The sequence below is a fragment of the Cryobacterium roopkundense genome (assembly GCF_014200405.1).
Classification (GTDB): domain Bacteria; phylum Actinomycetota; class Actinomycetes; order Actinomycetales; family Microbacteriaceae; genus Cryobacterium; species Cryobacterium roopkundense.
The window spans coordinates 1,903,093-1,916,586 of sequence record NZ_JACHBQ010000001.1 but is presented as its reverse complement, the minus strand read 5'-3'; the positions used below and the strand labels follow the sequence as shown (position 1 = coordinate 1,916,586).

Below are 13,494 nucleotides of genomic sequence, written 5' to 3'. Positions count from 1 at the left end.
CAGCGGATGCCGTTCGGCTTTTCGCGGAGAATTTCAGCCAAACTTTTTCGGCAGGTTAGCCGGGGATCGACGTTGAATTTCGCGACGGAGAAACCTCGACGGGCCGGGAGGCGACGACCTGCTTCATGTCCAATAGGACGGCGGTCATGGCAGCGGCGAGAACACAGGCGAGAACCATATGGATGCCCACCAGGAGGGCGGGAAGGCCGAGGTGGGACTGCACGAGGCCGACAATGACCTGAATGATCTCGACGCCGAGGAGCACGGCAACCCAGCGCGCGACGTGGAGTCGGCGGCGCACCGCGACAACGACCAGCGCGAGTGTCAGGATCACAGTCAGGTAGGCAGGCCAGCTGTGCACATGCTGCAGGAACTCGGAGTCGAGACCGTTTCGTGGCGCGTCGGCGTCACCGGCGTGCGGTCCCGACCCTGTCGTCAGGATTCCCACCAGGATCGTCACAAGCACCACAAAACTGGTCACGTGCGCCAGCGCGGCGAAACCGCGGGGCACGACGAGCACGCGGGCGCCGTTCCCCGTGTAGACCCTGTAGAGGAAGGCCGTGCACAGGCCCACCAGGGCCACCGAGATCACGAAGTGTATGCCGACAACGTACGGGTTAAGCTGCGTGAGCACGCTGACACCGCCGATCACGGCCTGGGCCGGAATCCCGAGACCAGCGAGCAGGGTCAGCCGGAAGAGGTCAGGTCGATCCCGACGAAGACGCACAACCGCGACAAATGCGACGATGGCCACGACGCCCAGGGCGATGCCCAATAAACGGTTACCGAACTCGATAACTCCGTGGATCCCCATCTCGGGAGTGTTCACCAGGGAATCGGCCGTGCACTTGGGCCACGTCGGGCAGCCTAGGCCTGAACTCGTCAGGCGCACAAGCCCGCCAGTTCCCACGAGCAGGATCTGGGCCCACAGATAGATCCACGCAATGACGCGGATACGCCCGTCGACGACCGAGGGCAACCATGAAGATATCCGACTCACCGGTTCAGCTTTCTGTTGTGCGTTTCGCGAGATGTGCGCATGTGAATACCCCGGCAAGCACGACAATCCACACGCGCAGCCTGTAGAATCGGGGTCTCCACGGTTTTGTCGTGCATGCCAATTGGCCGCTCACGAAAAAAACGTGGTCCGTGAATATTCTAGGTTCGCAATGTAGCTGTCCACGCATCCATTCCGCCTAGCGGGGGAATGACCGGACTGATATCCGGGTTGTGGTGGGTAGGAAAGAGGTAAGTATGTCGGATGTTCTGCTAGACCGCCCCGATCTCGAGGGGTTGGGTACCTACGAATTTGGATGGGCCGACTCGGATAAGGCCGGGGCATCCGCCCGACGAGGGGTTTCCCCCGAGGTCGTCACGGATATCTCCAATTTGAAGTCCGAACCGGACTGGATGCTGCAGCGACGCCTGAAGGCCCTGCAGCTGTTCGAGCGCAAGCCCATGCCCACCTGGGGAGCGGATCTGTCGGGCATCGACTTCGACAACATCAAGTACTTCGTGCGTTCCACGGAGAAGCAGGCGCAAACGTGGGAAGACCTGCCCGACGACATCAAGAACACCTATGAGAAGCTGGGAATCCCCGAGGCGGAGCGTCAGCGCCTCGTGTCGGGTGTGGCTGCCCAGTACGAATCCGAAGTCGTTTACCACCAGATCAACGAGGAGCTCGAAGCTCAGGGCGTTATCTTCATGGACACCGACACGGCGCTCAAGGAACACCCGGAGTTCTTCGAAGAGTATTTCGGCACGATCATCCCGTCCGGTGACAACAAATTCGCGGCGCTGAACACTGCGGTCTGGTCCGGCGGATCCTTCGTCTATGTGCCACCAGGGGTGCACGTCGAAATCCCGCTACAGGCCTACTTCCGCATCAACACTGAGAATATGGGCCAGTTTGAGCGCACGCTGATCATCGCCGACGAGGGCAGCTACGTGCACTACATCGAGGGCTGCACCGCCCCGATCTATTCCTCAGACTCCCTGCACTCCGCCGTGGTCGAGATCGTCGTGAAGAAGAACGCGCGCGTTCGCTACACGACCATTCAGAACTGGTCCAACAACGTCTACAACCTCGTCACCAAGCGGGCAACCGCCGGTGAAGGCGCGACGATGGAGTGGATCGATGGCAACATCGGCTCCAAGGTCACCATGAAGTACCCGTCCATCTACCTGATGGGCGAGCACGCCAAGGGTGAAACACTGTCGGTGGCCTTCGCAGGCCCCGGCCAGCACCAGGACGCCGGCGCCAAGATGATCCACATGGCCCCGTACACCCAGTCGTCGATCGTCTCCAAGTCCATCGCTCGCGGCGGCGGACGCAGCGGATACCGCGGCGAGGTTCGAATGGACGCTACCGCGCACCACTCGGCCAACACGGTTCGGTGCGACGCGCTCCTCGTCGACACGAAGTCACGTTCCGACACGTACCCCTCCATCGACATCCGTGTCGACGACGTCCAGCTGGGCCACGAGGCGACAGTGTCGCGAGTCAGCGAAGAGCAGCTGTTCTACCTGATGAGCCGCGGTATGCCCGAAGACGAGGCCATGGCCATGATCGTGCGCGGCTTCATCGAACCCATTGCCCGGGAGCTCCCAATGGAGTACGCCCTCGAACTCAACAAGCTCATTGAAATGGGCATGGAAGGATCTGTCGGCTAAATGTCCGCAGCTATCGCGCCAACCCAAGGCGCTTCAACAGCCATGCCCACAGCAGCCACACCGGAACCGGCCGTCAAGAACCCGGATGGACGCTTCGGCTACGTTCCGGTTCAGACCCGTTCCGCCCGATTCAAGAGCACAGACGTGGCAGACTTCGAGGCCGTCACCGGTCGCGAAGCGGTCTGGAAGTACATTCCGATCACGAAGTTCGCCGACCTCCTTGCCGAGGGGCTAGACGGTTCGTCGTACGCCGTCGAGTCCACGGAACACGCCGACGTCACCGTCGACTGGGTCGATCGCGACGACAGCCGAATCGGTTCGGCCGGTTCGCCGGAGGAACGCGCCTCGGCGAACGCCTGGACGAGTTTCGAGAAGGCCCTCGCCGTAACCGTCACCGGTGAGGAGCCCAAGGAGATCACGGTCACCCGCTCCGCACTCGGAAACGGCCCGCGCGGCGCGCACGTCATCATCGAGGCCAAGCCCTTCAGCCAAGCCACGGTGATCCTGCAGAACTCCGGAGAGGCTCGTCTCACCGAGAACGTCGAAATCATCCTCGGTGAATCGGCGAACCTCACTGTCGTCACCGTTCAGGAATGGGATGACGAGGCTGTGCACCTCAGCAACCACTTCGCCTCCGTCGGCCGCGACGCCCGCCTCAAGCACGTCGTCGTCTCGCTGGGAGGGCGAATCGTGCGGGTGAACCCGTCGATCCACCTCGCCGGCAGCGGATCAGACATCGACGCGCTCGGCCTGTACTTCGCAGACGCCGGGCAACACCTTGAGCAGCAGGTGTACGTCTTTCACGACGCGCCACGCAGCCGCAGCCGCGTCAACTACAAGGGAGCGCTGCAGGGTACCGGTGCGCACACAGTCTGGATCGGCGATGTGCTGATCGGCAGCAAGGGCGCCGGAACCGACAGCTACGAGCAGAACCGCAACCTGGTTCTCACCGAGGGCACCCGCGCCGATTCGGTTCCTAACCTCGAGATCGAAACCGGTGACATCGTCGGGGCCGGTCACGCGAGTGCGACCGGTCGGTTCGATGACGAGCAGTTGTTCTACCTGCAGTCACGCGGCATCACGGAGGAAGAGGCTCGTCGACTCGTCGTGCGTGGATTTCTCACGGACATCGTTGCGCGCATCGGCGCCCCGGAACTTGAGCAGCGGCTGCTGCTGGCCATCGAGGCCGAACTCCTCAGCACGGACGGAAAGTAATCATGGCTGCCACGAAGATTTGTGCGTTTGACGAGCTGGAGCCCAACCAGGCCGTGAAGGTCGACATCGACGGTGTCGCCATCGCACTCGTTCGCGACGCGAACGGCGGGGTGTTCGCCATCGGCGACACCTGCACACACGGAGATATTTCCTTGTCGGAGGGTTTCGTTGAGGGCGAGACCCTGGAGTGCTGGGCCCACGGGTCCATGTTCTCGCTCCGAACCGGTAAGCCGCTCACGCTTCCCGCCTACGAGCCGGTTCCCGTTTATCAGGTTGACCTGATCGACGGCGACATCTACATCGACCCCTCCGTCATCGTGGCCGTCTAGACCTCACAATCGGGCCCCGTGCCCTTTTCCTTTTCAGCTTCACACCAGAAAGCGAACCTTACACACATGTCAGTTCTTGAGATCAAAGACCTGCACGTCAGCGTCCAGACCGACCAGGGCGTTACGCAGATTCTGCGCGGAGTCGACCTCGTGATCAACGAGGGCGAGATTCACGCCATCATGGGTCCGAACGGATCCGGCAAGTCCACCCTCGCGTACACAATCGCCGGGCACCCCAAGTACAAGGTCGAGAGCGGTTCCATCCTCCTTGACGGTGCCGATGTGCTCACGATGACCGTCGACGAGCGCGCTCGTGCCGGCCTGTTCCTCGCCATGCAGTACCCCGTGGAGATTCCCGGCGTCACGGTCACCAACTTCCTCCGCACGGCCAAGACGGCCATCGAGGGCGAGGCACCGCCCATCCGCAAGTGGATCAAGGACGTTCGCGAATCCATGGCCGCTCTTCGCATGGACAAGTCCTTCGCGGAGCGCAACGTCAACGAGGGCTTCTCCGGTGGCGAGAAGAAGCGCAACGAGATTCTGCAGCTTGAACTCCTGAAGCCCAAGTTCGCCGTCCTCGACGAGACCGACTCAGGCCTCGACGTGGACGCGCTGAAAATCGTTTCCGAAGGTGTCAACCGCGCCAAGGAGAACACGGGCCTTGGCCTGCTGCTCATCACGCACTACACCCGGATCCTGCGTTACATAAAGCCCGACTTCGTGCACGTGTTCGTCAACGGCCGTATCGCCGAACAGGGCGGCCCGGAGCTCGCCGACCGTCTCGAGGACGAAGGCTACGATCGCTTTCTCACGCCTTCGAACGTAGGCTAGACGCATGGTTTCGACACTCAGCCCGGCACGCTTCGATGAAATCGAAGAGGCGCTCAAAGACGTCATGGACCCGGAACTCGGCATCAACGTCGTGGATCTTGGACTGATCTACGACCTGGGCTGGGACGACGAAAATGACGCCCTCATCATCCACATGACCCTGACGTCGGCGGGTTGCCCCTTGACCGATGTGCTCGAGGAGCAGACGGCGGAGGCGCTCGACGGTGTTGTGGACCAGTTCCGCATCAACTGGGTCTGGATGCCGCCGTGGGGCCCGGACAAGATCACCGATGACGGACGCGACATGATGCGCGCCCTCGGCTTCTCGATGTAGTCAGAGTTCCTGATGGACGACCCCGTTTGCCTGGCAAACGGGGTTTTGTCTCTTAAGGACGCTCGGACCCGGGCTGGGACTGTACTATAAGTTCATTCTAACGACTGGAATGCTACTCTAGCGACATGAATGATAATCAGGTTCCCACCCGTCGGGCCCTGCAAGCGGATGCCACGCGAACAGAGATCGTCTCGGCCGCCGGTCGCTTGATGGTGCACAACGGATATGTCGCCACCTCGATTGCAGACATCGCGGCCGAGGCCGGCGTCGCCGTGCAGACGATCTACAACTCAGTCGGGTCCAAGGCAGAGATTCTGGCCGCCATTCTGGAACGTGTCGCCGCGCAGTCCGATGCTCCTGACCTGGTTTCCGCGTCCATGCGCGACAAGATTGACGGCGCCCGGAACGCGTCTGAAATCATCCGAATTCTGGCCGCGTGGTGCTCGGTCGTCAACGAGCGCACCGCGGGAGTTCTGCGTGTTGTGAACGAGGCCGCCGTCGTCGACCCTGACGTAGCGAAGTTCGCCCGCCGGCAGGACGTCACGCGGCTGCTCGGCTATAGCGAGGTCGCGGCGGCGTTGCGCGTTCGTCGGGGATTGCGGGCGGGGCTGAGCGACCACGAGAGCGCTGCGGCCATCTGGGCCATTGGGCATCCGCAGGCGTTTCGGACCCTCGTTTTGGAGGTGGGCTGGTCCGTCTCCGCCTACCGGGAATGGCTGGAAAAGACGTTGCACGGGGCCCTCCTGTAGAGGAGTGGACGCGCGGCGGCGTGGAAGGCAAATATACTGGTTAGTTGGACCACTTGATCCACACACTCCCACCACCCCCCTGAACGGACTATTGCTGTGCTCAACGTGCAAGATCTCGAAATTCGCGTTGGAGCTCGCGTGCTCATGGAGGGCGTGAACTTCCGTGTCGCCCACGGCGACAAGATCGGTCTCGTCGGGCGCAACGGCGCCGGAAAGACCACGCTGACGAAGACCCTGGCCGGCGAAACCAATCCCACCAAGGGGTCGATCAGCCATTCCGGCGAGATCGGCTATCTGCCTCAGGACCCCCGGGCCGGCGATCCCAGCATGCTGGCGCGCACTCGAATTCTCGACGCACGCGGTCTCGGAACTATCGCCCTCGGCATGCAGGAGTCCAGCCTTGCCATGGCCAGCGCCGACCCCAAGGTGAGCGCCGCGGCCATGAAGAAGTACGGTCGGCTGACCGACGAATTCAACGGCCTCGGCGGCTACTCGGCAGAGGCTGAGGCTGCATCCATTGCGAGCAACCTGAAACTTCCCGACCACATTCTCGACCAGCCGCTGAGCACCCTCTCGGGTGGCCAGCGGCGCCGCATCGAGCTGGCCCGGATTCTCTTTTCCGCCGCTGAAATGATGATTCTCGACGAGCCCACCAACCACCTCGACGCGGATTCAGTGGCGTGGCTGCGGGAATTCGTGAAGAACTACAAGGGCGGCTGCATCATCATCAGCCACGACATCGAGTTGGTCGGCGAGACCGTCAACCGGGTTTTCTACCTCGACGCCAACCGCATGATGATCGACATCTACAACATGAACTGGAAGAACTACCTGCTGCAGCGCACGGCCGACGCCGATCGCCGCAAGAAGGAACGCTCCAACGCCGAGAAGAAGGCATCGACGCTTCAGCTGCAGGCCGCCAAGTTCGGCGCCAAGGCGAGTAAGGCAGCTGCTGCACACCAGATGGTCGCACGGGCAGAGAAGCTCCTCTCGGGGCTGGACGCCGTGCGTGCCGTGGAACGCGTCGCCAAATTGCGTTTCCCCGAGCCCTCGCCGTGTGGGCGTACCCCGCTCATGGCCCGCGACCTGTCGAAGAGTTACGGTTCACTCGAAATCTTCACCGCCGTCGACCTCGCGATCGACCGCGGGTCCAAGGTTGTCATCCTCGGCCTCAACGGTGCCGGCAAGACCACCCTGCTGCGCATGCTCGCGGGTGTGGATATTCCGGACACCGGGACCATCGAACCAGGGCATGGGCTGCGCATCGGGTATTACGCGCAGGAGCACGAAACCATCGACGTGAAACGCTCCGTGCTCGAGAACATGGTGTCGTCGTCGCCTAGTATCACCGAAATGGAAGCACGTCGAGTTCTCGGCTCGTTCCTGTTCACCGGTGACGACTCAAACAAGCCGGCCGGAGTGTTGTCGGGCGGCGAGAAGACCCGTCTGGCGCTGGCCATGATCGTGGTCTCCGGCGCCAACGTGCTGCTTCTCGATGAGCCCACTAACAACCTCGACCCCGCGAGCCGTGAGGAGATCCTCGACGCCCTGGCACACTACGCCGGCGCCGTCGTGCTGGTCAGCCACGATGAAGGCGCCGTGCAGGCGCTCAACCCCGAGCGCGTGCTCATCATGCCCGAGGGCACCGAAGACCACTGGAACAAGGACTACCTCGATCTGATCGAGCTCTCCTAGCGGCCGGAGCGCGCCCTGGCGAGACTCATCTCGCTGCCGCGCACTCTCAACGAGGCGAGCATCCCCAGTGACCCCGACGAGCTCGATCCAAGCGCTGGTCAAGCAGTGAGCGCCAGCTGCTCGACCAGCGGAAGGGCGAGCATCCCCAGTGATCTCGACACGCTCGATCCAAGCGCTGGTCGAGCAGGGAGCGCCAGCGAGCGTGTCGAGACCCCGCGAGACGATCTCTTGACGCGGTTGCGCGCGGGCTACGTCTGGCGGTCGAGGAGCTCGTCTTCGATCTCGGCGTCGTTGCGCGGCTTGGCAGCCCGGCGACGTGCCCGCTCGTCGGCACGTTCGCGTTCGGCGGGGTCTTCGGCGTTCACCGAGCGGTATTCTTCCCGCAGGGCCCAGCCCAGCCCGACGAAGGCCAGCAGCCCGAAGACGAACCACTGGAACGCGTACGACAGGTGGGGACCTTCGTCCCTGACCGGTTTGACGACAGCGGTGGGGCGATCCTCCAGGGGAGCAGGGTTTTCCGAGTCCAAGAGGCCGTAGGCACCGGTGTAGGTGGGAGTGTCCAGGCGACCGGCAACATCCGTCAGGTTGATCGTGGCAATCTGGTTGCCGCTCGCAGTTCGGTTGTTGAGGGTGGGCTCACCGGCCTTCAGTCGCACGACGACGGTGACCTGACCCGTCGGCGGGGCGGGCACGACATCCGGTGCATCTTGCCGGTCCCCGGTCGGGAGCCAGCCACGATCCACAACGAAGACGGTGCCATCGGCCAGGCGCAGGGGAGTGAGCACCTCAAACCCGGGGCGGATGTTGAGCGGGCGGTTGCGCACGAGGAGTTCGTCCTCCACGAGGTACGTGCCCGTCATAGTGACCGGGAGCCACTTCTGGGACTCGGCGAAGGCGTCGAGGCTGGGTAGGGCCTCGGCGATAGGGATCGGGGACGAATCAAAGTTCGCGTCGATCTTCGACAACTCGGAGAGCGCTTCGTCGCGTCGCGCCAGCTGCCAGACGCCGAGTCCGGCGCACACGGCGGCGAACAGCATCGTCAGGGCCAGATAGCCTGCCCAGCGCCGGGTGAACGCGAATTTCCAGCCGTTCATGCGGGATCATCCGTTTCGGTGAGGGGGCGTACAGCGAGCGGGAAGTCCCGTGTGGTCAAGAACTCACGCAGATACTCCACATGATCGTCACAGGCGAGCCACGTCTTAACTCTGTCCTCGCTGTGGATGCGCGGGTTGCGCCAGTCGAGGCGCCACAGCGCAGCGGAGCGACACCCGGCACGCGAACACGTCGCGGACTCGAGCGGGGCACCCAGTCCGATCACTGAGCGTCCGGGGTGCGCTCATGCGCTGATGGGTCGCCGCGGTAGATTTCGAGCCCACCGGGCCGCAGAACCGGGGCTCCGTTCGGCGACGAGTGCACGTTCGCGACGATCACGGCAAAGTAGGGAAGAGCAATGGCCCCGATGGCACACAAAAGCAACCACCAACCATGCACGAACAGCATGAGCACGATACAGATCACCCGGATTCCCATGGCCACCGAGTATTTGATCATTCGGCTGCGACGTTCCGCCTCGGGGGAGACGGGAAGTGAGGTGATCGACTGCTGCTTCATGTCGGGATGCGCTCCGCTACAGCGGGTGACTGTCCGCTACGTCTAGTTTACGTCTCACTACGTGACTACGGGGACGCCTTAAGCTGTGAATCAACGGGTGAAACTATTGCCTCGCCAGCAGAGAAGGAAATTGCATGACTATGACACGAACTGTTCTCGTCACCGGGGGCAACCGCGGCATTGGTTTCGCCATCGCGGAGGAATTTCTCGCGCAGGGCCACCGAGTCGCGGTGACCTCGCGTTCGGGGCAGGGGCCAGAAGGCAGCCTGACGGTTCGTGCAGATGTGACGGATGCGGCCTCCATCGACGCCGCCTTCTCGGAGATCGAGGCTGCCCTCGGCGCGGTCGAGGTTGTCGTGGCCAATGCCGGCATCACCAGGGACATGCTGCTCATGCGAATGTCCGACGATGATTTCACGTCGGTGATCGATACCAATCTCAGCGGTGCCTTCCGTGTAGTCAAGCGCGCATCCAAGGGCATGTTGAAGTCGAAATTCGGTCGCATCGTGCTGATTTCCAGTGTCGTGGGACTGTACGGATCCGCCGGACAGGTGAACTACTCGGCCTCAAAGAGCGGCCTGGTGGGTCTCGCCCGTTCGGTCACACGGGAGCTGGGTTCGCGGGGCATCACGGCGAACGTCGTAGCTCCGGGGTTCATCGAGACAGATATGACGGCAGAACTCCCGGCGGCGACCCAGGCCGACTACAAGAAGTCGATTCCGGCGGGTCGGTTCGCCACCCCGACCGAGGTCGCTCGAGTCGTGACGTGGCTGGCAGGAGACGACGCGGGGTACATCTCGGGTGCCGTGATTCCCGTTGATGGCGGCCTGGGCATGGGGCACTAGCCCCCAGTAGTTCTCAGCCAGCGAGGCCTCAGCCGCGCAGGCCCAATACGGGCAGCACCTGGCTGAGGTCGCAGCTGTCGATGGCGAGGTCGGCGGCGGCCCGCACGCGGGGCTTGGCGTTGAAGGCGATGGAGAGGCCGGCGACGGCCATCATACGGAGGTCGTTCGCTCCATCGCCGATAGCGACGGTGCGGGTGAGGGGCACGCCCTCGAGGGTGGCCCACTCCCGCAGAGCGGAGGCCTTCGCCTCGGCGTCGATGACGGCGCCGGTCACGCGGCCGGTGAGCAGCCCGCCTACGACTTCGAGTCGATTCGCGCGCCAATGATCGAGGTGAAGGCGCGCCGCGAGGGGATCGAGCAGCTCGTGGAACCCGCCGGACACCGCGGCCACCCGGCATCCGTGGGAATGCAGGCCGGCGATGAGCTCAGTCACGCCGTCCGTCGGCCGGATGAGGCGGCCGACGTCGGCGAAGACACTCTCGGGGAGACCCTGTAGGGTCTCCACCCGCGCCCGCAAGCTCTCCGAAAAATCCAGTTCACCGAGCATGGCGCGCTCGGTGACGTCGGCAACGAGTTCGCGAGAACCTGCCGCGTCGGCGAGCAGCTCGATGACCTCATCTTGGATCAGCGTGGAGTCCACGTCAAGAACGACGAGAAAGCGTGTTGCGGTTGTCACGGTTGTACGCGTACGCCCTTGCCCACCACGGTGATTCCCGATTCGGTGACGCTGAAGCCGCGCGCGAGGTCGCGAGCCCTGTCGACGCCGATCGTGGCGCCTGCCTCGACGACGACCTCTTTGTCGAGCACAGCGCGGTGCACGACGGCACCCGCCAGAATTTGCACTCTGTCGAAGACGATGGAGTCCACGACTTCGGAACCGGAGCCGATCACCGTCCAAGGTCCGAGGACGCTGCGCTCAATGTGCGCACCCGAAATGACGCAGCCGAGGGACACTATGGAGTCGATCATGGTACCGAGGGCACCGCGTGCGTCGCGCACGAACTTCGCGGGTGGGGAGTTGAGCTGCTGGCTGAAGATCGGCCATTCCTGGTTGTACAGGTTGAAAACGGGCAGGGCGGAGATCAGGTCCTGATGCGCCTCGAAGAACGAGTCAATGGTTCCCACGTCCCGCCAGTAGTAGCGGTCCCGATCGGTAGACCCTGGCACGTCGTTGCGCTGGAGATCGTAGACGCCGGCCTCGCCGCGGGCCACGAAATCGGGAATGATGTCCCCTCCCATGTCGTGGCTCGAGTCCGTGCGCTCTCCGTCGCGGAGTACCGCTTCGATGAGCGCATCGGTGTTGAAGACGTAATTGCCCATGGACGCGAACACCTCGTGGGGAGCGTCGGCAAGTCCCACGGCATTCTTGGGCTTTTCCCGGAACTCGGAGATGCGGTCGGGTGTGGCAGCGTCGACCTCGATCACGCCGAACTGGTCCGCCAGGCCGATGGGCTGGCGAATTGCAGCGACGGTGGCCTGCGCTCCTGACGCAATGTGAGCGTCGATCATCTGACTGAAGTCCATGCGGTACACGTGGTCCGCACCTACGACGACAACGATGTCGGGCTTCTCATCGTGAATCAGGTTGAGGCTCTGCAGGATGGCATCGGCCGAACCGCTGAACCAGCGCTTACCGAGGCGCTGCTGGGCAGGCACCGACGCGATGTACGAATTCGAGAGCCCGCCCGATACGTGCCAGGTCTGGGACACGTGCCGGTCAAGACTGTGGGACTTGTACTGGGTGAGAACAACCACCTGGGTCAGCCCGGAATTGATCAGGTTCGACAGCGCAAAATCAATGAGACGGTAGTGGCCGCCAAAAGGCACGGCGGGCTTGGCGCGGTCCTCGGTCAGCGGCATCAGCCGCTTTCCCTCACCACCAGCGAGAACTATTCCAAAGATCTTCTTGGCCTTCATGTGTACAGAGTAGGGCACCACGCCCTGTGTCCGTGCGCCACATGTGCAAGTGTGACGCCCCGGGCTGCGCTAGCTTTGCTGCATGCGAGTGGATCTATTGACCAAGGAATACCCGCCCGAGATCTATGGCGGGGCAGGCGTGCATGTCACGGAGCTCGTGCGAGCGCTCCGAGAGGACATCGACGTGACGGTGCGGTGCTTCGGTGGACCGCGAACGGATGTCGATACGCATGCATACGCCGTGCCGTCCACCCTGACGGAGGCAAACCCCACGCTGGCCACCCTGGGAGTGGACCTGCAGATGGCTCAGGACGTCTCAGGCGCCGATCTGGTGCACTCCCACACCTGGTATGCCAATGGCGCGGGACACTTCGCCAAGCTACTTCACGGAGTCCCTCACGTGGTCACCGCCCATAGCCTCGAGCCGCTCCGCCCCTGGAAGGCCGAACAACTGGGCGGCGGTTATCGCGTGTCGAGCTGGATCGAAAAAACCGCCTTTGAGGCAGCAGATGCTGTGATCGCGGTGAGCGGGGGAATGCGCCGCGACATTCTGCGCAGCTACCCTGCCCTCGATGAGGCTCGCGTGCACGTGGTCTACAACGGGATCGACCTGGAGCGCTGGAAGCCCACAGCAGATCTCGACTTCGTGCGATCCCTGGGGATCGATCCCGATGGTCCGTCCGTGGTATTCGTGGGTCGCATCACCCGTCAGAAGGGGCTCCCGTACCTGCTGCGGGCGGCCGCCGGCTTGCCTGCGGATGTTCAGCTCGTGCTGTGCGCCGGGGCGCCGGATACTCCGGGCATCCTGGCCGAGGTGACCGCGGGCGTTGAAGCGCTGCAGAAGGAGCGCTCGGGAGTGGTGTGGATCAACCGCCTGCTCTCGCAGCACGAGCTCTCGGCCGTACTCACCCAGGGAACCGTCTTCGTGTGCCCGTCGATTTACGAACCCCTCGGCATCGTCAACCTTGAGGCGATGGCCTGCGGCCTGGCTGTCGTGGGCACGGCAACGGGGGGTATCCCCGAGGTCGTCGCTGACGGTGAGACGGGTCGCCTCGTTCCCATCGAACAGATGACGGACGGCACAGGCACGCCCCTCGACCCTGACGCCTTTGTGGCGGATCTCGCGCGCACTCTGACCGAGGTGGTCAGTGACCCGGTTCGGGCGGCAGAGATGGGCCGCCAAGGGCGGCTCCGGGCCGAGCGTGAGTTCGGCTGGGCACAGATCGCCACCCGTACCCGGGAGATATACGCCTCACTGCTGTAACCGAGGGTCGCCGAGCCGCGGACGTGCTCGG

General features: G+C 63.2%; 14 protein-coding genes. 9 read left to right on the top strand and 5 right to left on the bottom strand.

Annotation, left to right across the window (positions count from 1 at the left end; genetic code table 11):
- Positions 1-55 precede the first annotated feature (55 nt).
- Positions 56-1,000 (bottom strand): COX15/CtaA family protein, encoded by a 945-nt coding sequence (locus tag BJ997_RS09005; RefSeq protein ID WP_052542073.1) that lies wholly within the window; start codon positions 998-1,000, stop codon positions 56-58.
- Between the two features lie 254 nt (positions 1,001-1,254).
- Between BJ997_RS09005 and sufB the strand changes: the two genes are divergently transcribed.
- The 7 genes from sufB to BJ997_RS08970 all read left to right on the top strand — a co-directional run bounded on the left by sufB (position 1,255) and on the right by BJ997_RS08970 (position 7,826).
- Complete coding sequence (gene sufB, locus BJ997_RS09000) at positions 1,255-2,673, top strand: Fe-S cluster assembly protein SufB (RefSeq protein ID WP_035835937.1); 1,419 nt, start codon at positions 1,255-1,257, stop codon at positions 2,671-2,673.
- Between the two features lie 42 nt (positions 2,674-2,715).
- On the top strand, positions 2,716-3,888 hold the full coding sequence (gene sufD, locus BJ997_RS08995) for a Fe-S cluster assembly protein SufD (RefSeq protein ID WP_035835936.1): 1,173 nt from the start codon (positions 2,716-2,718) through the stop codon (positions 3,886-3,888).
- Positions 3,889-3,890: 2 nt separating this feature from the next.
- A complete protein-coding gene (locus tag BJ997_RS08990) occupies positions 3,891-4,217 on the top strand; it encodes a non-heme iron oxygenase ferredoxin subunit (RefSeq protein WP_035835935.1) in 327 nt (108 codons plus the stop codon).
- A gap of 66 nt (positions 4,218-4,283) precedes the next feature.
- Positions 4,284-5,048, top strand: coding sequence for a Fe-S cluster assembly ATPase SufC (gene sufC / locus BJ997_RS08985; protein ID WP_035835934.1), 765 nt, complete (start codon positions 4,284-4,286; stop codon positions 5,046-5,048).
- A gap of 4 nt (positions 5,049-5,052) precedes the next feature.
- Complete coding sequence (locus tag BJ997_RS08980; protein WP_035835933.1) at positions 5,053-5,382, top strand: metal-sulfur cluster assembly factor; 330 nt, start codon at positions 5,053-5,055, stop codon at positions 5,380-5,382.
- Positions 5,383-5,507: 125 nt separating this feature from the next.
- Entirely contained in the window at positions 5,508-6,131 is a 624-nt protein-coding gene (locus tag BJ997_RS08975; protein ID WP_035835932.1) for a TetR/AcrR family transcriptional regulator, read from the top strand.
- 96 nt (positions 6,132-6,227) lie between these two features.
- Positions 6,228-7,826, top strand: coding sequence for an ABC-F family ATP-binding cassette domain-containing protein (locus BJ997_RS08970; protein ID WP_035835931.1), 1,599 nt, complete (start codon positions 6,228-6,230; stop codon positions 7,824-7,826).
- Positions 7,827-8,074: 248 nt separating this feature from the next.
- Here BJ997_RS08970 and BJ997_RS08965 read toward each other — a convergent pair whose 3' ends face one another.
- Positions 8,075-8,920 carry an SURF1 family cytochrome oxidase biogenesis protein gene (locus BJ997_RS08965; RefSeq protein WP_035835930.1) on the bottom strand — a complete coding sequence of 282 codons (846 nt, stop codon included), beginning with the start codon at positions 8,918-8,920 and terminating at the stop codon, positions 8,075-8,077.
- A 220-nt stretch (positions 8,921-9,140) separates the two neighbouring features.
- Positions 9,141-9,437 carry a DUF3099 domain-containing protein gene (locus BJ997_RS08960; RefSeq protein ID WP_035835929.1) on the bottom strand — a complete coding sequence of 99 codons (297 nt, stop codon included), beginning with the start codon at positions 9,435-9,437 and terminating at the stop codon, positions 9,141-9,143.
- Positions 9,438-9,571: 134 nt separating this feature from the next.
- Here BJ997_RS08960 and fabG point away from each other — a divergent pair, with 134 nt between their 5' ends.
- Positions 9,572-10,282 carry a 3-oxoacyl-ACP reductase FabG gene (gene fabG, locus BJ997_RS08955; RefSeq protein ID WP_035835928.1) on the top strand — a complete coding sequence of 237 codons (711 nt, stop codon included), beginning with the start codon at positions 9,572-9,574 and terminating at the stop codon, positions 10,280-10,282.
- Positions 10,283-10,310: 28 nt separating this feature from the next.
- Here the strand turns inward: fabG and serB are convergent, their stop codons facing one another.
- Both serB and glgC read right to left on the bottom strand, forming a co-directional pair.
- A complete protein-coding gene (serB, locus tag BJ997_RS08950; protein ID WP_035835927.1) occupies positions 10,311-10,958 on the bottom strand; it encodes a phosphoserine phosphatase SerB in 648 nt (215 codons plus the stop codon).
- On the bottom strand, positions 10,955-12,199 hold the full coding sequence (gene glgC / locus BJ997_RS08945; RefSeq protein ID WP_035835926.1) for a glucose-1-phosphate adenylyltransferase: 1,245 nt from the start codon (positions 12,197-12,199) through the stop codon (positions 10,955-10,957). Before glgC ends, serB begins: the two co-directional genes overlap by 4 nt.
- An 82-nt stretch (positions 12,200-12,281) precedes the next feature.
- On the opposite strand from glgC, the gene glgA reads away from it, so the two are divergent.
- Positions 12,282-13,463, top strand: a complete 1,182-nt coding sequence (glgA, locus tag BJ997_RS08940; protein WP_035835924.1) for a glycogen synthase — start codon at positions 12,282-12,284, stop codon at positions 13,461-13,463.
- Positions 13,464-13,494 lie beyond the last annotated feature (31 nt).

What these genes read in the sequence shown, in the direction of transcription:
- sufB (WP_035835937.1), top strand. Translation starts at nt 1,255, where the DNA reads ATGTCGGATGTTCTGCTAGACCGCCCCGATCTCGAGGGGTTGGGTACC.
- sufD (WP_035835936.1), top strand. Translation starts at nt 2,716, where the DNA reads ATGCCCACAGCAGCCACACCGGAACCGGCCGTCAAGAACCCGGATGGA.
- BJ997_RS08990 (WP_035835935.1), top strand. Translation starts at nt 3,891, where the DNA reads ATGGCTGCCACGAAGATTTGTGCGTTTGACGAGCTGGAGCCCAACCAG.
- sufC (WP_035835934.1), top strand. Translation starts at nt 4,284, where the DNA reads ATGTCAGTTCTTGAGATCAAAGACCTGCACGTCAGCGTCCAGACCGAC.
- BJ997_RS08980 (WP_035835933.1), top strand. Translation starts at nt 5,053, where the DNA reads ATGGTTTCGACACTCAGCCCGGCACGCTTCGATGAAATCGAAGAGGCG.
- BJ997_RS08975 (WP_035835932.1), top strand. Translation starts at nt 5,508, where the DNA reads ATGAATGATAATCAGGTTCCCACCCGTCGGGCCCTGCAAGCGGATGCC.
- BJ997_RS08965 (WP_035835930.1), bottom strand. Translation starts at nt 8,920, where the DNA reads ATGAACGGCTGGAAATTCGCGTTCACCCGGCGCTGGGCAGGCTATCTG.
- BJ997_RS08960 (WP_035835929.1), bottom strand. Translation starts at nt 9,437, where the DNA reads ATGAAGCAGCAGTCGATCACCTCACTTCCCGTCTCCCCCGAGGCGGAA.
- fabG (WP_035835928.1), top strand. Translation starts at nt 9,572, where the DNA reads ATGACTATGACACGAACTGTTCTCGTCACCGGGGGCAACCGCGGCATT.
- glgC (WP_035835926.1), bottom strand. Translation starts at nt 12,199, where the DNA reads ATGAAGGCCAAGAAGATCTTTGGAATAGTTCTCGCTGGTGGTGAGGGA.
- glgA (WP_035835924.1), top strand. Translation starts at nt 12,282, where the DNA reads ATGCGAGTGGATCTATTGACCAAGGAATACCCGCCCGAGATCTATGGC.